We start from the raw sequence: 19,666 nt of genomic DNA, 5'->3' as shown, positions 1-19,666 counted from the left end.
TTGTGAGACAGCAGCAGTGCGGACGAGGAGGTCTGTGATGGCGCGAGTTCGCATGAGCGGGCGTGGCGAGGGCAGGATGCGATGAGTAGTCCCGCTACCGAGCGGACGGCCGGATCGGCGCAAGGAGCGAGTGCCATGCCCCTCACCCCCGACGACATCGCGCGCATCCTCGACGCGCTCGACAAGTCCAGCTGGGACCAGGCGGAGATCGTCGTGGACGGCGTGCGCATCGCTGTGGGCCGCGACGACCTGCCGCCGCCCACCGCGCCCACCGCGATCGCCGCCACGCCGGCACCGGAAGCACCCGATCCGGCCCCGGCTCCCGTCGTTGCCGCCGTATCCGAACCGGCACCGCCCGCACCGCAGGACACCTCCAGCGCGGAGGATCATGTGGTGCCTTCCCCGAGTGTCGGCGTGTTCTGGCGCTCGCCCTCGCCGGGTGCGCCGCCGTTCGTCGACATCGGTTCGAAGGTCGAGGCGGGCGACACCATCGGCATCGTCGAGGTGATGAAGCTGATGAGCAATGTGGCCGCCGATCGCGCGGGCACGGTCACCGCGGTCTTCCCGGCGAACGCCGAGCAGGTCGAGTACGGCACGCCTCTCGTTGCGATCCGGCCCGATGCCTGAGCCGAGCCTGCGCCGCGTTTTGGTTGCCAACCGCGGGGAGATCGCACTGCGTATCCTGCGCGCGTGCTTCGACGAGGAGATCGAGGCCGTGCTCGCGGTGTCCGATGTGGACCGTGACTCGCCGGCAGCGCAGCTCGCCGACCGCGTGGTGGTGATCGGGCCCGGCGTGGCGTCGCAGAGCTATCTCGCGGTGGACCGTGTCGTGCAGGCCGCGTTGTCGACCGGGTGTGACGCCGTCCATCCCGGCTATGGGTTCCTTTCCGAGCGCCCTGAGTTGGCGGAGGCGTGCGCGGACAACGGGCTGATATTTGTCGGCCCGCCGGGTGAGGTGATGCGCCGGGCCGGCGACAAGATAACCGCGCGCGACGTCGCGGAGAAGACCGGCATCCCCATCGGCGGTCGCAGCCGTCTGCTGTCGTCTCGCGCGGAGGCCGAGGATGCCCTGGCCGAGGCGCTCGACGGGGACGCGAGCCTGCCGATGATGCTCAAGGCCTCCGCCGGTGGTGGCGGGCGCGGCATGTCCATCATCCGCGCGGAGTCCGAGATCGGCCCCCGGTTCGACAACGCCCATCGCGAGGCCGAGCAGGCCTTCGGTGACGGGCGGCTTTACCTGGAACGGTATGTCGCCCATGCGCGTCACGTCGAAGTCCAGGTCATCGCCGACACCCACGGCAACGTCTGCCACCTCGGCGACCGCGACTGCTCCACCCAGCGCCGGCACCAGAAACTGATCGAGGAGGGACCGGCGCCGAACCTGCCGACCTCGCTGTCGGAGGCCATCCGCAGCTCCGCGGTGCGGCTCGCCGCGGAGCTGGGTTACGTCGGCGCGGGCACGGTCGAGTTCCTCGTCGACGTCGACCGCGAAGACTTCGTGTTCCTGGAAGTCAACGCGCGCGTTCAGGTCGAGCACCCGGTCTCGGAGATGGTGACCGGCATCGACATCGTCCGCGAGCAGCTTCGGGTGGCCGCCGGGCGCCCCTTGTCCTTCCGGCAGGAAGACATTGTCCTCAACGGACACGCTGTCGAGGTCCGCGTCAACGCCGAAGATCCCGAGCGGGGATTCCTGCCCACGCCCGGCACGATCATCGGCTGGGCGCTACCCGCGGGCGCGGGCGTGCGCGTCGACACCTTTGCCCACCCCGGCGCGGTTGTGTCGCCGCACTACGACTCGCTCGTTGCCAAGATCATCACACATGCGCCGACCCGCGCCCGGGCGATCGCGCTGATGTCGCGGGTGCTCCGCGGCGCGCGAATCGAGGGCATCTCGACCACGATCCCCCTCCAGTGCGCCGTCCTGGAATCCGGGGACTTCCAGAAGTCCCCGGTTACCACACGCTGGTTGGAGGAGGAGTTCCTGAGGAAGGATAAGTTGTGACGTCGCAGGAGATCGAGTTGCCCGCACGCTCAGTGCCCGAGCTCGTCCGGGCACGCGCCGCCCGGTACGGCGAACGAACGTGGGCGACCTTCGAGGGCAGGAGCTACTCTTACGCGGATCTCGATCGGCTATCAGCCAACGTTGCGGTCTGGTTGCGGCGCAACGGAATCCGACGCGGCGACCGGGTCGCGATGCTGATGACGAACTCACTGGAGTTCCTGCCGGTGTTCTTCGGCATCGCCCGCGCGGGAGCGGTTTCAGTGCCGGTGAATGCTTCCTCGGTGGGGGAGGGATTGCACTACACGCTGGAGCATTCGGGTGCCGCCGGGATCGTGGCGGACAACGATCTCGTGCCTCGGCTGGACGCGATCAACCCGCTCCCGGCGCTGAGGTGGCGAGTCGCCACCGGGAGCCTTGGCGAAGTCTTCGATTCACACGGAGATCCGAAGCCGGTCGAGCACGAACTGCTGGACCCGATGTCGATCATCTACACATCCGGCACGACGGGACCGCCCAAGGGTGTGGTGCTTTCGCATGCGAGCTACCTGAACACCGGCCGCTACTTCGCCAAGCACTACGGTCTCGGCGAAGAGGACGTGCTGCACACCTGCCTGCCGCTGTTTCACTGCAACGCCCAGCAGACGACGATGATGGCCTCGCTGGTCTGTGGCGGCGCGATAGCGCTCAACGGAAAATTCTCGCTGAGTCGCTTTTGGACCTGGATCGCCGACAGCGGTGCCACCATCACCAACCTGCTCGGCTCGATGCTGTCGCTCCTGGAAAAACGCGATCCGGATCCCATCGAGCGGCGCACGCGGCTGCGGTTCATGGCGGCGGCGCCAGTGCCGGAATCGCTGCACCGGCCGCTCGAGGAACGCTTCGGCGTGCGCATCGTCGACGGTTACGGGCTGACCGAGACCGGCACCATGGCGTGCAAGAACCCGGTGTCGGACACCAGGTCGGGCACCATCGGCATCCCGCTCGACCACAACGAGATCAAGATCGTCGACGCGGACGGCACCGAATGCGCCCCCGGGGTCATCGGCGAGATCGTGACCCGCAGCCGAATTCCCGGCGCGTTCCTGTCCGAATACTTCCGGGAACCGGAGAAGACCGCGGAAGCGGTACGTGGCGGCTGGTTCCACACCGGCGACGCCGGTTACCGGCGCGAGGACGGCTACCACGTGTTCGTGGACCGGATGAAGGACACTATCCGCCGCCGCGGCGAGAACATCTCGTCGTTCCTCGTGGAGAAGGCCATCACCCAGCATCCGGACATCCTTGAGGCCGCCGCGGTCGCGGTCCCGTCCGAGCTTTCGGAGGACGACGTCAAGGTCTTCGTCAGTGCCCGGCCCGGCGCGACGCTGGAACCCCGTGACGTCATCGAGTGGGCCCGCCACCGGCTCGCGGACTTCGAGGTGCCGCGCTACGTGGAGTTCCGAACTGATTTCCCCCGCACCGAAACCGGCCGGATCCACAAGTACAAGCTACGCGAGGAGGGCGTGGGCAACGCGTGGGACCGCGAAGCCCAGGGGGTGACGTGGTGAGCGAGGCCGCCTACGACGACCAAACCGCGTGAAGAACCGGCCCTGGTGAACAGCTAGTTCCTGCACGTCACTGGCTACGCGCTGTCACCGGAGCTGTACCCGCGCGCCATCCGGTTCACCGGGACGTCGATCGGATGGAACATCGGGATGATCCTCGTCGGCGGTTGAGCAAACGCCCGACCCTCGTTTGGTTGGACCAGGGACAAACCGGTATCTGAGCCTCTTGTTGCGGGATTCACGGCGGTCAAGTAGTCGACCACCCGTTTGAGGAGGTAGCATTGACGGAACCTCGTCGAAAGGAAGTCCATGGCGACCAGGCGCAAGTCCGGCACGACCGATCGCCGGAACCGCGAGCCGGAGATCGTCGATGCCGCGGTTCGTGTCTTTCACGACAAGGGCTACCTCGCGGCTTCACTGCAGGACGTCGCCGACATCGTCGGTGTGCTGAAGGGCAGCCTGTATCACTACATCGATTCCAAAGAGGACTTGCTGTACCGGATCTGTGCCCACTCGCACGAGCGCGCCTCGGAGATCATGCGCGCGGCCGTCGAGGCCTCCGACGACCCGCTCGAGCAACTGCGCACGTACCTGACCGACATCGGGGCCTGGTACCTGCACAACATCGAACGCGTCAGCATTTACTTCAACGAGGGCCGGTGGCTCACCGGTGAGCGGCTGGAGAAGGTGCGCGACGAGCGGCGCGAGTTCCAGGGATTTCTGCGCGGCCTGATCGAGAAGGCCGCGCAGCAGGGCGAAATCGCGCCCCACGTTGAGCCTCGCCTGGCGACGCATCTCATCCTGGGGTCGCTCAACAACGTGTCCACCTGGTACCGGCCAGACGGTTTGTACGCGCCGACGGAGATCGTCGAGGCGTTCACGCAGATGGCGCTGGCCTCGCTCACCGGTGAGAGCCCGTCGCCCCGCACCAAGCAGCCGGCCCGGGGCCGCGCGCGCGCCAAATAGGAGTGTGCTGAATAATCTGGCCCGTCGGTTGATGGGCACTGGCGAGGTCTGATCCGGCACTGGGTTCTGACAAAACCCTGGCACCAGATTCGCGTGCCATTGAGAATCCCGGCAGCAACCAGCTTCGTCGATCGACCGTACCGTGCGCGCTGAACTTCGCGGTGAGGATCCATCCCGATCCGGTCGAATCCCTCTGTGTGTGTGCCTCCTCGATGAGCTTGCGGTTCCAATCGCGCCGGAATCTCTGTGGTCTCTTCCTCCCAGGGCGCCCCGCGTGCCGATTTTTCCGCTTCGGCACCGACCGATCGAGGCACTCGCGAGCCCGTCGGCGGAAGTCGTCCGGGTTCGTCCATATGTGTTAGGCAGGCCAACACCCAAGCGACACGTCTTACGATGCTAGCCAAACAGTCGTATGGACGGAGTCGAGACAATGGCCGACAGCCTGCTGGTGGACCGGGAAGGACCGATCGCCTGGCTCACCTTCAATCGCCCGGAACGACTGAACGCCATCTCGATGGAGATGCTCGACCAGCTGGCGGGCGCGCTGAGCGATCTCGAAGACAGCGACACTCGTGTGGTCGTGCTCCGTGGCGCCGGCCGCGCGTTCTCCGCGGGGCACGACCTCAAGCCGGACGGGCAGGAGTTGGGGGTCGCCGTGAGCCCAGTGGCCGACCGCAACCGGCAGGCCGCCTACATTGACCGCTTCACGCGGATCTGGCGCCACCCGCAGCCGGTGATCGCCGCGGTGCACGGCTACTGCCTGGCTGGCGCCTCGCAGCTGGTGTGCTTCTGCGACATCACCGTCGTCGCAGAAGACGCCGTCGTCGCCGCTTCGCCGTTTCTGCCGACCGGGGGCGGGTTCATCTCGCCGCTGTGGTCGTACCGGGTCGGACAGCAACGGGCTAAGGAAATGTCGTTCATGCCAGGACGGAGGATCGACGGCAGGACCGCCGCAGAGTGGGGCTTCGCCAACGTCGCCGTGCCAGCGGCGGAACTTGAGGACCACGTGCGAGCCATGGCACTGTCGATCGCGCGGGTGCCCGCGAATGTGCTGCAGATGAAGAAGCTGGCGATCAACCGGGTGCTGGAGCTCCAGGGTTTCCTCACCGTGGCCGGGATGGGTGCGGAGACCGATGCGTTCGTCCATGGCACGGCGGAGGTCGGGGACATCCACGAGCTGGTCAGGAAGGTTGGGCTGAAGGAGGCGATTCGCCGGTACAACAACGCCGCTCCTGGGACGAGTGACTACTTGTTTGATTGACCTGTCATCAATCAGCACACGATGGCTCTTGGTCACATTGAGCGAAGTCTCGACGAGGAGCAAATATTAACGATTCGACCGCATGCGCTCGTCGAGTACCACGATTATGGCTAGTCCACCGTGGACAATAGGGTCAGCATCTCGGCGATCCGGTCGGCCGGGGCGCCGTCGGGAAAGCGGAGGACCGGGTCGGTGACGCCCGCGGCCAGCACCGTCGCGAGCCTCGCCAGCACCGCATCCGGTGTGCCGGCCAGGCCGCTGGTCGTCACGATCTCGTCCGGCACGGCCGCGCGGGCGCCCGCGCGGTCACCACGCCGCCAGTGGTCGATTACCCGGTCGACCTCCTCGCCGTATCCCCGCCGACGGAACAAGTTGGCGTAGGCGGTGCCGTTCGCGGCCAGGTACCACGCCGCGCTCCGGCGGACCTCGTCCTGTGCGGTTGCCGGGTCCCCGGCGTTCACCGACGTGTAGTAGTACGCCGCGATCCGGCCAGTGGCCGCGGGGGAGTCGGGGATTTCCTGCTCGTCAAACCAGATCGGCAGCCAGCCGCCGGCCTCTGCGGCGACGCTTTGCGAGGCGGGTGTGAGCCCCGCGACGAACACGTCCACCGGCCCGGCCGGCCGGGCCGCGAGCCGGAACGTGTGTGTCCGGACGACATCGCCGTCGAACCCGACCACCCCATTGGCCAAAGTGGACTTCAGGATCCGGACGTAGTCCCGCAGGCGCGCGACGGGCCGGTGAAACGGGACACCGTGGAAACCTTCGATGACCGCCCTCCCACTCGTGCCGATACCGAGATGAACCGGCCGCCCGCCGGCGGCTTCGCTGAGGCTGACCGCGGCCTGGGCGAGCGTCGCCGGAGAGCGGCCGAACACGTTGACGATGCCCGTGCCGAGTTCGAGCCGCCTGGTGGAGAGCGCGATCTCGGTGAGCACGCTGAACGCGTCGCGCCCGAGCGCCTCGGTGAGCCAGAGTCCCCGGAACCCGAGATCCTCCGCCGAGTGAGCCACCCGTACGAGGTCGGCCCGGGAGAGTGAATCGGTGCCCAGCGCGATGTGGATCCGGTCGAGCATGCTGCTCCTCAGAGGTCGGTGAGTCAGATGAACGCTCGTCAGCCAGTGGTGGCGAAAGTACAGCTAGAATATGCTGGACCCGGCAGCATAACCAAACGATCGGTTGCCAGTAGCGGGTGAAGTTGCGTGGAACGGCGGCTGGACGACTCACGGCACGCCTGATGAAGGCGCCGTCGCCGGAGCTGGGGCCGGAGAACCACGCCGGCCGCCGACAACTTCGCGACGTGGAAGATGTTCGGCCGGATCTGCAGAAACCCACCCACGAGGACTTCCTAAAGGCGGCACGCACGCTGCAGGTGCTGCCTACGCCCTGAGTCGGAGGACATCCCGAACGCCTGCCGGCCTACCTGAGGGCCCTCCTCAGGTTGCCGGGGTCCACTCCTCGTCGATGCGGTAGATGTCGACGTCCGGGCCGGCGACCGAGGCGGTGAAGCCGTCTCGGCGGATCGGGGCGTAGTCCTCGGAGCCGAAGGTGGCCTCGAAGTCTTCCGCGCTGTCGAAGCGGATCTCCGCGCTACGCCATGCCTGCGCGTGCACGCCCGCGGGCCAGTCGACGGCGCGCATGACGGTATGCCGGCGCAGCCGGGGCAGCCTCCGCACACCGGGGACGTGGACGTTGAGGTAGACGTCCTCGACATCGGCCGGGGTGAGCCGGGCGGGCACCTGCCAGATCCCGCTGAGTGCGGTGGGTGTCGAGCCGGGCGCCGGTGCGCCGCGACCGGCGGGCTCGAACTCCTCGACGATGTCGAAGACGTGTCGGCGCAGGCCGGCCACCAGCGACGTGAACCGCCCCTGCCACAGCTGCGTCCACGTGCCGGTCGCCGCCGCGGCATCGAGTTCGGCCACATCGTCGAAGTACAGCTCCTCACCTCGCCACCAGGCCGGATGGCCGCCGGCCGTGTCGCGGAGGAACGTCAGCACGGTGTGCCGCCGGATGCCGGGCAGGGTGCGGACGAGCGGGACATGGACGCCGGAGAACTCGGCGTCCGGCTCGGTGGGAGTGGCCGCGCCTGGGATGTTCCAGGTGGCCCGAAGCTTGAGCACAACCACGAACCTAACGGATGGTTGCCTCCTGTGCCAGATCGACATGCAATGCTACTGGTATTCGCACTTGGTACCGTCCTACGATCTCGTGGGTAGTAGCCGACTGGATGGTCGTTCACGCCGTGGTGAGCCTTGCAAGGAGCCTTGACGATGCAAGTCGAGTTCATAGACCAGACACTTCGCGACGGACAGCAGAGCCTGTGGGGGCTGAGGATGCGCGCCTACCAGGCGACCCCCGCCCTGCCCTACCTCGACCGGGCTGGGTACCGGGTCATCGACCTCACCGGCGCCGGCATGTTCACCGTGCTGCTGCGCACGTTCGCCGACGACCCGTTCGCGACGCTCGATCACCTCGTCGCCGGACTTCGAGGTAATGAGCTGCGAACGGCGACGCGCACCATCTCGGTCGGCGGGATGGGTTTTTCGCCGGACTCGGTGGTCGACCTGTGGGTCAAGATGCTCGTCAAGCACGGGATCGGCAGCTTCTGGATCTTCGACTGCCTCTTCGACATGCCGAAGATGCGGCGCGTCGCCGAGGTGGTGCACAAGGAGGGGGCGAAACCGGTCCCAACCGTCATGTACGGACTGACCGACGTGCACACCGACGAGTTCTTCGCGACCAGGGCTGCCGAGATGGCAACCTGGCCCGGCGTGGAGACCGTGGAGCTGGAGGACGCGGCCGGTGTACTGACGCCCGAGCGGGCCCGCACGCTGCTGCCCACCGTGAACGGGGCGACCGGCGCCACGCCCATGGAACTGCACTGCCACTCCACGAGCGGTATGGCGCCCGCCGTTTACCTGGTCGGGCTGGAGTCCGGGATCTCGATCCTGCACACGTGCGTGAAATCGATGGCCAGCGGGCCGTCGATGCCCTCTGTCGAGTCGATGGTGGCCAACCTCGAGATCCTCGGCCACACCCACAACCTGGACACATCGACATTCGCGCCGGTCAGCGACCACTTCGCCGCCGAGGCGGCGCGGATGGGCGGTGCTGCGGCCGGCTATGAGGTCGGCGTGCCCAACGAGTTCGACCTCGTCCCCTACCAGCATCAGCTGCCCGGCGGGATGACCGGGAGCCTGAAGAGCCAGCTTGCGCAGTACGGGATGCAGGATCGCCTCAAGGAGGTGCTCCTGGAGATTCCGAACGTCCGGCGCGACCTCGGCGAGCCGATCATGGCGACCCCGTTCTCACAGTTCGTCGGCATCCAGGCGCTGCTCAACATCGTGACCGGCGAGCGCTATTCGCTGATCCCCGACGAGGTCATCCAGTACACGCTCGGCCAATACGGTCCGCTGGCCCGTGAGGTGGAGCCGAACGTCAAGGACAGGGTTCTTTCCTCGGAGCGTGCGCAGCAGTTCGCGAACTGGACCCAGCCGCAGCCGACGCTCGCCGAGCTGCGCAACCGGTTCGGCAAGTCCATTTCGGACGAAGAACTGCTATTGCGGGCCCTGTTCTCCGGCGAAGAGGTCGACAACATGCTCGCCGCCGGACCGATTCGGACGGATCCGCGCACCGGAGGTTCCGAGATCGTCGACCACATCGAGGCCCTCATCGGCGAGAAGCGCAGGGCGGGGTCCCTCTCGGTGACCACGCCGGAGTTCTCGGTCACCCTGCGCAAGAGCACCACATGACGACCGGCACGCTGCTGTGCGAGGTCTCCGACGGTGTGCTGTGGCTGAGATTGAACCGGCCCCGCAAGCTGAACGCCATGGACGCGGACATGCGCCGCGGCCTGCTGGAGGCACTGGCCACCACGGGGCAGTCCCCGGATGTCCGGGCCGTGGTGATCGGCGGGACGCCGCCGGCCTTCTCCGCCGGCGTCGATGTGAGCGAGCTCGGCGACGGGCTGCTGGGCACGGTGCAGATGCTCGATCTCGGCCGCGACATCATCACCACGATCGCGAACCTGCCCAAACCGGTGATCGCCGCGGTGCGGGGGACCGCAGCGGGCGCCGGCCTGAGTCTCGTGCTTGCCTGCGACCTCGTCGTGGCGGCCGCGAGTGCGTCGTTTCGGCCGATCTTCGCCGACCGCGGCCTTGCCCCGGACTGGGGCTGCGCGCACCTGCTGGTCCAGCACGCCGGGCTGCTGCGGGCGAAGAACATCCTGTTCGCCGGGCAGCCGCTGGACATGCGGACCGCGCAGGAATACGGCCTCGTTACGCGGTTGTGCGAGGACGACGACTTCGAAGACGAACTCGCCGGCTTCGCCGCGCGGCTGGCGGCCGGCCCGACCGCGGCGCTGGGCGTGACCAAGCGGCTGCTCAACCACGCGGCTTCGGGCGCGGATCTGGCCGCGACGCTGGCCTTGGAGACCTACGGGCAGGCGTTTGCGACGGCGAGTGCGGACCACGCCGAGGCGGTGCGCGCGTTCACCGAACGGCGCGCGCCATCCTTCGGCGGACGGTAGTCACAACCACCTGTTTGAGATAGTGCCGTACTAGCCCATTTAACTCGCAGTTTGTCTACCAATTAGTGGTTTGGTATGGTGGCCGTCACAGTGCGCGACCTCAGGTATTCCACATTCTTCTTGGAGCCGGACAATGAAGTTTGCGATGTTCCAGACGCCTTTCATGCGGCCGACGCGTTCCCCACGGGAGGTCTTCGACTGGGCGGTGGGCCAGGCCGAGGTGTGTGATCGGCTCGGTTTCACCGAGTACTGGATCGGCGAGCATGCCACGATGTCGTACGAGTCCATCCCGAATCCGGAGCTCGTCATCGCCGCCGCGGCGCGGGGAACCGACAACATCGTGCTGGCGCCGGGTGCGCACCTTCCCGCGTATCACCACCCTGGGACGCTGGCACTGCAGGTGTCCTGGCTGACGCATGTCACCCAGGGGCGCTACATTCTCGGTGTCGGCGCGGGCGCGTACCCCAGTGACGGCGCCGTGCGCGGGCTCAAGGATTTGTCGAATAACCACAAGATGATGATCGAGTCGATCGACATCATGCAGCGGATCTGGCAGGGCAAGCCCTTTCATTACGAGGGCGCGTTCTGGAAAGCCGGCTTCCCCGAGGCGGTCGACGGGCACGAATGGCGCGACCCACGGCCGTACGGCGGCAAGGTCAGGCTCGCGATGGCCGGCCTGAGCCCGAATTCACCGACCCTGGCCTACGCGGGCAAGAACAACTACTTGCCGCTGTCTGTATATGCGGGCGAAGCGGCGATCGCCAACCACTGGGAGACCTACGAGGCCGCCGCCAAGGAGGCCGGGCACGCCGTGGACCGGTCCGATCTGCGGGTCGTGCGCGACGTCGTGGTCGCCGACTCCGACGCCGAGGCCAAGAAGCTCGCCGTGGAGGGCGGTATGGGCCAGGCGTGGCTGAACTACCTGCTGCCGGTGTACAAGCAGTTCGGCCTGCTGCAGAAGATGCTGCCAGGCCATGACCTCAACGATGTCGACGTGGACACCCTGGCCGAGCACGTGTGGATCGTGGGCTCGCCGGACACCGTGACGGAAAAGCTCGCCTCGATCCAGGAACGGACCGGCGGGTGGGGGACCACGCTGGTTTACGGCCACGACTACACGGAGAACCCCGGCCCCTGGAACCACTCGCTCGAGCTGCTCACCACCGAGGTGGCGCCGAAGCTCCAGGACGCCTGACATTCATGGGAAGTCTCGACGCCGAGACTGTCCTCATCGAACACACCTGGACGGCCACGGCCGCCGCGGACCTGCGGGGCGGGCGAGCGCGTGCGGCTCAACTATGCGTCCGGTTCACCGTTCGACGCGGGACGATTCTCGAGTGCCGTGGATACGGCTAAACCCAAGCCACACAAGAAAAGTCACGATGGAGAAGGTCTACCAAACGAGTAGTTGGTTTGTTAGGGTCGATCCATGTCGTCATCCGATCTCAGCCGGGTAGCTGCTGTCGCGTCCGCTCAGACGCAGCTCCGGGAAGCATGGAGCGGCCTGCAGCATGTGGACCTGATCTTCTCGGCGGTCTCCAGTGCTTTGAAGGGCACCGGCCTCGGCATCGAGGATGTCGATCTGGTCGTCGACTCCGGAAGTGACGTGCTGGACGGCCGGAGTATCTCGAACTGTGGCTTCCTCGGTGCGATGGGCGCGCACCACAAAGAGGAGTCGCGGGTTGAGGAGGATGGGTTGTGGAGCGCCGCCTACGCGATGAACAAGATCGCCGCGGGCGACGCGAAGGTCGCCGTGGTAGTGGCCTACTCCAAACCGTCCGAAGCGGACGTTTCCCTGTACTACTCGAGCATCGCCGAGCCGTTCTACCAGCGCCCGGTGGGGCTTGACCAGCTTTCGGCCGCCGGTCTGATGGCCAACCAGTACCTCGCGGCCGTGGGCCTTCCGGCCGACTCGTTGGCCGATGTCGCCGCCTACGACTGGGCGCGCGCTGCCGAGAACGCCGGGGTGGAAACCGGCCAGGTGCCGGACCGGGACGCGATCGCGAACGCTAAGTGGGTCGCGGAACCGTTGCGCCAGTGGGAGGTTTCCCGCCCGGTGGATGGTGCGGTGGCGGTCGTCCTGGCCACCGAGGAGGTCGCCCGCCGCTGTGCGCAGACTCCGGTGTGGCTCACCGGTGCGGGTTCGGCTATGGATGCGCACATGCTGGCCGAACGCAAGGCGGGAGAGCTGGAAGCCTGCGCGGCCGCGGCGCAGACCGCCTACCGGCGCGCCGGGATCGACGACCCGTCGACGTTCGGCCTCGCCGAGGTGAGCGCAGGTTCAGCAGCCGCCGAGCTCATGGTCCTGGAGGCGCTCGGCCTCGCCGGGAAGGGCAAGGCGGTCGCGCTCTACGACGGGTCATCATCCACTGTGGTCAATCCTTCCGGTGGGGCGATCCCTGCCGACCCGATCATGGCGACCGGCCTGGTGCGGCTGCATGAGGCCGTCGGCAGGCTGTCTGGGCAGATCGGGGTGTCCGGTGCACGCAGTGCCGTCGTGCACGGCGCGGGCGGGCTCGGGATGCAGAACCACTGTGTGTTCACCTTGGAGGTTTGAGCGTGCGAAACGTTGCCATTATTGGTGCGGGCCAGACTCATCACGCGCGGCGCCGGACCGATGTGACCCAGGTGGGGTTGGCTCGCGAGGCCGCGGTGCGGGCGCTGGAAGACGCCGATCTGACGATCGACGACATCGACAGCGTGGTGGTCTGCACTGGGCCGGTGCTCTTCGCCGCGGTGAACCAGCCCGAGAAATGGCTTGCCGACGCGCTCGGCGCGCGGCTGAAGCCGGTGGTCCGGGTGACCAGCGGTGGCGGTACCGGGCTCGCGGGTGCGCTGAGCGCGGTGAACCAGATCGCCGGCGGGGCCGCGGAACGGGTGCTGGTGGTCGCCTATGACAAGCTTTCCGAAGGTGCCCTCCAGTACTCGATCTCGACGCTCTACGACCCGTTCTGGGGCCGGGAGTTCGCGGTCGGCATCATGGGTTTCTCGGCGGCCTACTGGCGTTCGCGGATGGAACCACTCGGGCACACCGAGGAAGCCGCGGCCATGGTGTCGGTGAAGAACCGCCGCAACGCGATCCGCAATCCCTACGCGCATGTCAAGAAGGAAGTCACCGTCGAGGACGTGCTGAACTCTCGACCGCTGTGCGCGCCGATCAAGCTGTTGGACGTGCCGCCGATCTCCGACGGCGCATGTGCCGTGGTGCTGGCGAGCGAAGGAGCGGCGAAGAAATCGCCGAACCCGGCGTGGATCCGCGGCATGGCCTACTACGCGGAGGCCGAGAACGCGATCGGGCGCTCGATGCTGCAGTCCGAGCCGCTGACCCTGGCCGCGCAGAAAGTGTACAAGCAGGCCGGGATCACCAACCCGCGCCGCCAGTGCGATGTGGTGGAGGTGCAGGAGCCTTACACCTGTTTCGAACTGAGCTACTACGAGGGTCTGGGTCTGTGCCGCCAGGGCGGCGCCGCCGAGCTGATCGCGTCCGGCGCCACCCAGATCGACGGCGACATCCCCGTCAACCCGTCAGGCGGCTGCATGGGTGCCAACCCCATCGGTGCGACGGCGCTGATCCGGCTGGCCGAGGTCGCGCAGCAGGTGCGAGGTCGCGCCGGCGACTACCAGATCCCCGGCGCGAAGGTCGGTCTCATGCAGGCCGGTGGTGGCTGGGCGAACCTGCGTGGTGTCGCGGTAGTGAGCTCGACTAAGTCGTGAACGGTGTGCGGCAAGGGATTGCGCGGCCGGCACCGCGCCTCAGCGGATCAGTGGCACTGAGCGCGGTGGGAGCCTGCCGGCGTGTGAGGCAACGAAAGGACGAATCGTGACAAGCGGATTGCAGACGAGCATCGACGAGGCACCGGCCTACGAGACGACGCTCACGATGCCCTACACGCTCACCACGGGGCGCGCGGCCGGTACCTTCCTGGCGGAGCTGGCCCAGCACCGGATCGTCGGTTCTCGATCGGCCGGCGGCAAGGTCGTGGTGCCGGCGCAGGACTACATTGACGGGGAAGAAGCGGCGGAGCTCGTCGTGGTGCCAGGCACCGGGACCGTCACGGCCTGGACCCGGACCGCCTCGGGTGCACTCGCGACTATCCGGCTCGACGGCGCCGACACGGACCTGGTGCACCGCGTCCTCGGCGACACCGGTGGACTCGCCAACGGCGCGCGCGTCAAGGCGGTGTGGTCGTCCGAACCCGACCAGGGTTTCCTCACCCTGGCGGGGTTCGAACTCGGCGACGCGCCCGTCGCGGACGCGGTGACGCCGCTGGACTCCACCGCCGAGCCGATCAGCATGCTGCCGTACCGGCTCGAGCTGGACTACCGGCACGCCTACGGGCCGTACTACGGCAGGATGTTCGACGAGCTGGCTGCACACCGCCGGATTGTCGGCGTGAAGTGCCCGAGCTGCCAGAACGTACTGGTACCGCCGCGGGGCAACTGCGACGCGTGTTTCGTGCCGACGGCACAGGTGGTCGATGTCGCGGACACCGGCATCCTGAAGGCGTTCTCGGTGATCCATCTCGAATTCGAAGGCCAGACGCGTACACCGCCATATGTGTATGCGGAAATCACGCTCGATGGATCGGGCACCCGGTTGATCCACAACGTCGGCGGGTTCGACATCGACGAAGCCGGGGAACTCCTGCACATCGGCATGCCGGTGCGCGCGGTGTGGAAGGAAGGCGTGCCGCCGCGCGGCGCGCTGGCCGACATTGACTACTTCGAGCCGATCCTCGGCGAGGGGTGATGTCCGGGAGCTGTACGGCGATCGCGGGCGCGCGCTTCCGGCCATGGCATCCGTCGCCGTCCGGTTCGTCGGTCGGCGCGCTGCGCGCGTAGACCGGTGGTGGAGAGGAAATGGATACGATCGCCAGTCAGATCCGGTACCGCGCCTCGATCCATCCCGGACGTGCGGCTGTCATCGACCACGACGGCTCCACGACGACCTACGCCCAACTCGAGCGGCGCGGCGACGAGCTGGCTTACGCCTTACTGGCGCGCGGTCTTCGGCACGGGGACCGCGTCGCGGCCTGGCTGGCGGACGGTCCGGAGTACGTGGCACTGTACGTCGCCTGCGCGTTCGCTGGTTTCGTCGTCGTTCCGGTGCATGCGCGTTACACGGCGAGTGAGGCGCACCATCTCATCGAGGATTCGTGTGCCCGTGCGCTCGTGTTCGACGCGACCGTGGCAGATCGTGTCTCCGAACTGGACGAGACGACGGTCGCGCTGGCGCTGCTCGGACCCGAGCTGGAGGCCGTCGCGAGTGCGGCACCGCTACCCGCACCGGCACCGGATGACCTTTTCGTGCTCGGCTACACGAGCGGGACTACCGGGCGACCGAAAGGCGCGATGCTGACGCACCGGTCTGTCACGGCGATCGCGCGGTTGAATGCGATCTCGTACCGGTTGCCGGTCGGTAGCATCGCCGCGATGACCGGCTCGATGTCGTTCGTGGCCGTGGTACCGGCGCACGTCTTCTCCCATTTCCAGGTCGGTGGCACGGTCGTGTTCCTCGGGAAATGGGACGTCGATTCGCTGTCACACGCCATCGCCCGGACCAAAGCCACTTTTACTTACGTACCAACGCCCCTGTTGCAGGAGTTCACCCAGTCCGTCGCCAAATACCCAGATCGATGGCGCACGGTGCTGACGGTCCTGCATTCGGCGTCGAAGGCGGATCCCGACAAGCTGCGGGCATTCGCGGAAGCCAGCGGCAACCGGCTCGTCGAAGGCTGGGGAATGACGGAGAACTCCGGCGGTCTGGCGGCCGTGACCGTGCCGGCCGACATCGACCGTGGGGACTTCGGCACCGTCGGCCGCGCGGCGGTGGAGACGGCCATTCGGCTGGCCGGCGACCTGCCACACGACGGGGAGACGGTCGGCGAGCTGTTGATCCGTTCACCCGCGCTCGCGTCCGGGTATTGGAACCGGCCGGAGGACACCGCGAGCAGTTTCCGCAACGGGTGGTATCACTCCGGTGACCTCGGCTCGATCGATCCGGGCGGTCACGTGCGTATCGCGGAACGGCGGACGGATCTCATCGTGTCCGGCGGGATGAACGTCTATCCGTCCGAAGTAGAACGTGTCATCGCGGCCGATCGTCGGGTCGCCGCGTGCGCCGTTGTCGGCGTGCCGCATGAGCGCTGGGGCCAGACCGTTGCGGCGGCAGTGGTCTGCGTACCCGGTGCGACGCTCGGCGAACAAGACGTCATCGACCATTGCCGCCGCCACCTCGCGGGCTACAAGAAGCCGACAAAGGTCGTCTTCCTGGACGCCCTGCCCACGACTCCCAGCCTGAAGGTCTCGCGTGCGGCGGTACGCGATCTGATCGCCGGCGCGGCGAGGAAACCCTGATACGTGCGCTTCAGTAGCGGCGCGGGTTCCGAGGTGGCCGAGCTACCGAAACCGGTTCCCGGCCCGGGGCAGGTGCTGCTGCGCGTGACGGCGGCCGGGCCCTGCCACGCCGACGAATTCTCACCTGGCGACCAGGCCTGCGTCGACGCACAGCTGCGCACCGGTGACGTAGCGCGCGTCCTCGGAGGCCAGGTACAGCACGGCTTTGCTGATGTCGACCGGTTCGACGGTTTCGATCGGGTACGCGTTGCGGAACAGCGGGCCGAGCTCGGCATCCTGGTTGATGAGCGCGTCGAGGCCGCCCAGCCCCTCCAGCATGGTTGTCGGCACCCCGGTCGGGTGCACGCTGTTGACGCGGATGCGGTGCTTGGCGAGCTCGTTCGCCAGCGACTTGACGATACCCACGACGGCGTGTTTCGACGCCACGTACGGGGAGAGGAAGGGGAGTCCCTTGAGCCCGGCCGTCGAGCTGGTCGCGATCATCACGCCCCCGCCGCCCGCCATCAGGTGTGGCACGGCGGCGGTGAGTGTGTTCCACACCCCGACGATGTTGGTGTCCAGCGTTTCGCGCCAGATCTCCGGGGTCACCTCGTCCCAGGTCTGCAGCGTGCAGATCCCCGCGTTCGCGCACACGATGTCCAGGCGGCCCAGCGTGTTGACGCCCTCGACGAGTACGTCCCGCAGCTGCCCGGCGTGGCGGACGTCGGCGACTGCGGTGACCACACGGCGGTCCAGCTTCTCGACGAGCCGGCCGGTTTCGGCCAGCTCCTCACGCGTGGCCATCGGGTACGCGGTCGTCTCGTAGTCGCGGCAGACGTCGACGGCGATGATGTCCGCGCCTTCCGCCGCCAGCGTCAGCGCGTGACTCCGACCCTGACCACGTGCCGCGCCGGTAATGAACGCGACCTTGCCTGCAACTCGTCCCATCACGATTCCTCCGTAACATAGGTTCGGGCCAGTTCCCTGATGGCCGGGATCGCCTGTTGCCCGAACAGTTCGAGGCTGTGTGCGGCGGCTTGTTTACTCATGCCGCCGTAGAAGAAACAGCCCGCCTGGCTGATTTCGGGGCCCAGCAGCTTGAACCGTTCTTCGATGCGCTCGACAATCTGGGCGGGGGTGCCGATCCCGACCTGGGCGTTGACGTACGCTTCGGCGGCGGCGTCGATTCCGGCTTCCCGCAGCGCTTTCGCGTCCTCGGCGTACGCCGTGTAGCCTTTGGCGTTCTCGAAGTGCGTGCCGTCCATTTCGTAGTGCCGCACCACCGTCTTGAAGTAGTTCGATGCGTACAGCATGCCCAGCTCCAGCGCCTCGTCGGCGCTCTCGCGAACCAGGAAGAAGTCGTCCAGAACCACATGGGACCGGCCGTCGGAATGGGTGTCCGCGTACTTTGCGCAGTAGCCCTCGATCAATGGCAGCATGTCCGGGACCGGCTTGGTGACGAACGTCAGCAGGCGGGCACCCAGTTCTCCCGCGACGACGGCCGAGTCGGGGGACATCCCGACCGAGTAGAGCTCGTCCGCCAGCGCGGGGCGCGGTTTCGGGTGGATGGGGGTGCGTTTCTGCGGGTAGTACGGCCCGTCGCCCTCGATGTACCCGGTGCGCAGCGCGTTGATGACCATCTCCGCGGCCTCGTCGAACCGGCCGCGAGAGGAGCTCATTTCGATCCCAAAGTGATCGTATTCGATCTTGGCGAGGCCACGGCCGAGGCCGACAAGGCAGCGGCCGTCGCTCAGGTGGTCCAAGAAGGACAGCTTCTCGGCGGCGCGCAACGGGTCGTTCCAGGGAAGGATTACCGCGCCGAGCCCGACCTGCAGTGTCGTGGTCCTGGCGGCGATGTAGCTCAGCGGAAGGAAATTGTCCGGGCAGGCCGAGTAGTCGATGTCGAAATGGTGCTCCGGACTGAACGTCGCGTCGAAACCGAGCCCCTCCACCAGCTCCATCAGTTCGATCTCTTCGCGGACGAAGTCGCGGGCAGACCGTTTGCTGCCGGGATTCTGCCACACCGGGGTGTATATGATCTTCATCGACCATCCTTTCCGGACTGTGTGTCGAATGCGTCCTCAAGATTGACGATCCGGGTGGCCGTGATCGGCGGTATGCCGGGCAGTTGGCTAGTCGGCAGTGCGCCACCGCCGCGGACAACAAAGTGCGGGATCGGAGCCCTCGCAGCACGCCAGACCAAGCTCAGATTGACCTCGATCATTGTGCCGAAGTCCTTGTCGGTCACCGTGTCCCACGGCGCCGTCAGCACGATCCCGTGGTTGATGACGCCGAGGCAGTGGCGGTCGAGTCCCTCTGCCAGTCCGACCGTCTCGTCGAGATCGTCCTCGGTTGCGAGGGAGTAGGGGAAACCCTCAATCTGGCGGCACATATCGACCGTCGCGATGTCCGCGCCCTCGTGTGACATGGCGACCGCGCGTGCACGCCCCTGCCCGCGAGCGGCGCTGGTGATGAAAGCGATCTGCCCGGTCAGCCTGCCTGTCATCGCGAACCCTCCTGACCGGAAGCCGGAACCACACCATCGGGGGACCAAGAAGATGTTAACAAACACTCGGTTGGTAGACCACCATCGAAACCGGGTTGCCGGGTTACCGGTTCGTGACGTCGTACTTGGCCGGTTGGTTGACTGCTTGGCATAGGCGTGCTGAAATCGACGTCGGTCCGGCCTGGTGTCACCAACCACGGCCGCGCCGAGCGGCCTACCAGATATTAGGTGGAGGTCGCCGGATCTACTTTTTGCTTGCTGAGCAACGGAGATTCGGGGTGTGCCTATGCCGGCTGACCGCGGTCCCGTGTTGGCCGCGAAATCACTGTCCAAGAAATTTCCGGGAACGCGTGCACTCGACAGCGTCGACCTCGAGATCGCCGTGGGCGAGATCCACGCCCCGCGCGGCGGCAACGGGTCCGGAATGTCCACGCTGATCAAGATCTTCTGCGGGGTGCAGCAGGGGCGAAACTGATCGTCTTCGGCGGGTCCGGCCAGGGCTACGTACAAGAAACTCTGGTCAGGA

18 protein-coding genes are annotated in these 19,666 nt (G+C 66.9%); 13 read left to right on the top strand and 5 right to left on the bottom strand.

Going from position 1 to position 19,666, the window contains the following annotated elements; genetic code table 11:
* Positions 1–135: 135 nt before the first annotated feature.
* From ABZ863_RS13725 to ABZ863_RS13705, 5 genes are all read left to right on the top strand, one after another.
* Positions 136–627, top strand: coding sequence for a biotin/lipoyl-containing protein (locus ABZ863_RS13725; protein ID WP_358534962.1), 492 nt, complete (start codon positions 136–138; stop codon positions 625–627).
* A complete protein-coding gene (locus ABZ863_RS13720; RefSeq protein ID WP_358534960.1) occupies positions 620–2,002 on the top strand; it encodes a biotin carboxylase N-terminal domain-containing protein in 1,383 nt (460 codons plus the stop codon). Before ABZ863_RS13725 ends, ABZ863_RS13720 begins: the two co-directional genes overlap by 8 nt.
* Positions 1,999–3,549, top strand: coding sequence for an AMP-binding protein (locus tag ABZ863_RS13715; RefSeq protein ID WP_358534958.1), 1,551 nt, complete (start codon positions 1,999–2,001; stop codon positions 3,547–3,549). The genes ABZ863_RS13720 and ABZ863_RS13715 overlap by 4 nt, the downstream gene beginning before the upstream one ends.
* A gap of 306 nt (positions 3,550–3,855) precedes the next feature.
* Positions 3,856–4,512, top strand: a complete 657-nt coding sequence (locus ABZ863_RS13710; protein WP_358534956.1) for a TetR/AcrR family transcriptional regulator — start codon at positions 3,856–3,858, stop codon at positions 4,510–4,512.
* Between the two features lie 430 nt (positions 4,513–4,942).
* Positions 4,943–5,773 carry an enoyl-CoA hydratase-related protein gene (locus tag ABZ863_RS13705; protein WP_358534954.1) on the top strand — a complete coding sequence of 277 codons (831 nt, stop codon included), beginning with the start codon at positions 4,943–4,945 and terminating at the stop codon, positions 5,771–5,773.
* A 110-nt stretch (positions 5,774–5,883) separates the two neighbouring features.
* On the opposite strand, the gene ABZ863_RS13700 is transcribed toward ABZ863_RS13705, so the two are convergent.
* Together ABZ863_RS13700 and ABZ863_RS13695 are read right to left on the bottom strand one after the other, a co-directional pair.
* A complete protein-coding gene (locus ABZ863_RS13700; protein WP_358534952.1) occupies positions 5,884–6,846 on the bottom strand; it encodes an LLM class flavin-dependent oxidoreductase in 963 nt (320 codons plus the stop codon).
* Positions 6,847–7,206: 360 nt separating this feature from the next.
* On the bottom strand, positions 7,207–7,890 hold the full coding sequence (locus ABZ863_RS13695) for a hypothetical protein (RefSeq protein WP_358534950.1): 684 nt from the start codon (positions 7,888–7,890) through the stop codon (positions 7,207–7,209).
* A gap of 150 nt (positions 7,891–8,040) precedes the next feature.
* On the opposite strand from ABZ863_RS13695, the gene ABZ863_RS13690 reads away from it, so the two are divergent.
* From ABZ863_RS13690 to ABZ863_RS13660, 7 genes are all read left to right on the top strand, one after another.
* The gene (locus ABZ863_RS13690; RefSeq protein WP_358534948.1) at positions 8,041–9,522 is read left to right on the top strand and encodes a carboxyltransferase; all 1,482 of its coding nucleotides are present in this window, start codon (positions 8,041–8,043) and stop codon (positions 9,520–9,522) included.
* Entirely contained in the window at positions 9,519–10,298 is a 780-nt protein-coding gene (locus ABZ863_RS13685) for an enoyl-CoA hydratase-related protein (RefSeq protein WP_358534946.1), read from the top strand. Before ABZ863_RS13690 ends, ABZ863_RS13685 begins: the two co-directional genes overlap by 4 nt.
* Before the next feature lie 145 nt (positions 10,299–10,443).
* Positions 10,444–11,493, top strand: coding sequence for an LLM class flavin-dependent oxidoreductase (locus ABZ863_RS13680; RefSeq protein WP_358534944.1), 1,050 nt, complete (start codon positions 10,444–10,446; stop codon positions 11,491–11,493).
* Positions 11,494–11,727: 234 nt separating this feature from the next.
* Positions 11,728–12,855, top strand: coding sequence for a hypothetical protein (locus tag ABZ863_RS13675; RefSeq protein WP_358534942.1), 1,128 nt, complete (start codon positions 11,728–11,730; stop codon positions 12,853–12,855).
* A gap of 2 nt (positions 12,856–12,857) precedes the next feature.
* Positions 12,858–14,012: a thiolase domain-containing protein gene (locus ABZ863_RS13670; protein WP_358534940.1), complete on the top strand. Its 1,155-nt coding sequence runs from the start codon at positions 12,858–12,860 to the stop codon at positions 14,010–14,012.
* Between the two features lie 106 nt (positions 14,013–14,118).
* Positions 14,119–15,048 carry an OB-fold domain-containing protein gene (locus tag ABZ863_RS13665; RefSeq protein WP_358534938.1) on the top strand — a complete coding sequence of 310 codons (930 nt, stop codon included), beginning with the start codon at positions 14,119–14,121 and terminating at the stop codon, positions 15,046–15,048.
* Between the two features lie 110 nt (positions 15,049–15,158).
* Positions 15,159–16,655, top strand: a complete 1,497-nt coding sequence (locus ABZ863_RS13660) for an AMP-binding protein (protein ID WP_358534936.1) — start codon at positions 15,159–15,161, stop codon at positions 16,653–16,655.
* A gap of 120 nt (positions 16,656–16,775) precedes the next feature.
* Here the strand turns inward: ABZ863_RS13660 and ABZ863_RS13655 are convergent, their stop codons facing one another.
* Genes ABZ863_RS13655 through ABZ863_RS13645 form a run of 3 tightly spaced genes read right to left on the bottom strand, consistent with a single transcriptional unit; the run spans position 16,776 to position 19,140 of the window.
* Entirely contained in the window at positions 16,776–17,582 is an 807-nt protein-coding gene (locus ABZ863_RS13655) for a mycofactocin-coupled SDR family oxidoreductase (protein ID WP_358534934.1), read from the bottom strand.
* Entirely contained in the window at positions 17,582–18,679 is a 1,098-nt protein-coding gene (locus ABZ863_RS13650; protein ID WP_358534932.1) for an LLM class flavin-dependent oxidoreductase, read from the bottom strand. Before ABZ863_RS13650 ends, ABZ863_RS13655 begins: the two co-directional genes overlap by 1 nt.
* Positions 18,676–19,140, bottom strand: coding sequence for a hypothetical protein (locus tag ABZ863_RS13645; protein WP_358534930.1), 465 nt, complete (start codon positions 19,138–19,140; stop codon positions 18,676–18,678). The genes ABZ863_RS13650 and ABZ863_RS13645 overlap by 4 nt, the downstream gene beginning before the upstream one ends.
* A gap of 286 nt (positions 19,141–19,426) precedes the next feature.
* Between ABZ863_RS13645 and ABZ863_RS13640 the strand changes: the two genes are divergently transcribed.
* Positions 19,427–19,615 (top strand): ATP-binding cassette domain-containing protein, encoded by a 189-nt coding sequence (locus ABZ863_RS13640; protein WP_358534928.1) that lies wholly within the window; start codon positions 19,427–19,429, stop codon positions 19,613–19,615.
* The last annotated feature ends 51 nt before the right edge of the window (positions 19,616–19,666 follow it).

The organism is Saccharomonospora sp. NPDC046836 (assembly GCF_040645195.1).
Taxonomy (GTDB): domain Bacteria; phylum Actinomycetota; class Actinomycetes; order Mycobacteriales; family Pseudonocardiaceae; genus Prauserella_A.
Note: the sequence above shows the minus strand (reverse complement) of the source record. Positions and strands in the feature narration are given on the sequence as shown.

Bases quoted from the DNA above. Each gene is read 5' to 3' on its own strand.
- ABZ863_RS13660 (WP_358534936.1), top strand. From the start codon at position 15,159: ATGGATACGATCGCCAGTCAGATCCGGTACCGCGCCTCGATCCATCCC.
- ABZ863_RS13680 (WP_358534944.1), top strand. From the start codon at position 10,444: ATGTTCCAGACGCCTTTCATGCGGCCGACGCGTTCCCCACGGGAGGTC.
- ABZ863_RS13690 (WP_358534948.1), top strand. From the start codon at position 8,041: ATGCAAGTCGAGTTCATAGACCAGACACTTCGCGACGGACAGCAGAGC.
- ABZ863_RS13675 (WP_358534942.1), top strand. From the start codon at position 11,728: ATGTCGTCATCCGATCTCAGCCGGGTAGCTGCTGTCGCGTCCGCTCAG.
- ABZ863_RS13710 (WP_358534956.1), top strand. From the start codon at position 3,856: ATGGCGACCAGGCGCAAGTCCGGCACGACCGATCGCCGGAACCGCGAG.
- ABZ863_RS13645 (WP_358534930.1), bottom strand. From the start codon at position 19,140: ATGACAGGCAGGCTGACCGGGCAGATCGCTTTCATCACCAGCGCCGCT.
- ABZ863_RS13655 (WP_358534934.1), bottom strand. From the start codon at position 17,582: ATGGGACGAGTTGCAGGCAAGGTCGCGTTCATTACCGGCGCGGCACGT.
- ABZ863_RS13720 (WP_358534960.1), top strand. From the start codon at position 620: ATGCCTGAGCCGAGCCTGCGCCGCGTTTTGGTTGCCAACCGCGGGGAG.
- ABZ863_RS13725 (WP_358534962.1), top strand. From the start codon at position 136: ATGCCCCTCACCCCCGACGACATCGCGCGCATCCTCGACGCGCTCGAC.
- ABZ863_RS13705 (WP_358534954.1), top strand. From the start codon at position 4,943: ATGGCCGACAGCCTGCTGGTGGACCGGGAAGGACCGATCGCCTGGCTC.
- ABZ863_RS13650 (WP_358534932.1), bottom strand. From the start codon at position 18,679: ATGAAGATCATATACACCCCGGTGTGGCAGAATCCCGGCAGCAAACGG.
- ABZ863_RS13700 (WP_358534952.1), bottom strand. From the start codon at position 6,846: ATGCTCGACCGGATCCACATCGCGCTGGGCACCGATTCACTCTCCCGG.
- ABZ863_RS13685 (WP_358534946.1), top strand. From the start codon at position 9,519: ATGACGACCGGCACGCTGCTGTGCGAGGTCTCCGACGGTGTGCTGTGG.
- ABZ863_RS13640 (WP_358534928.1), top strand. From the start codon at position 19,427: ATGCCGGCTGACCGCGGTCCCGTGTTGGCCGCGAAATCACTGTCCAAG.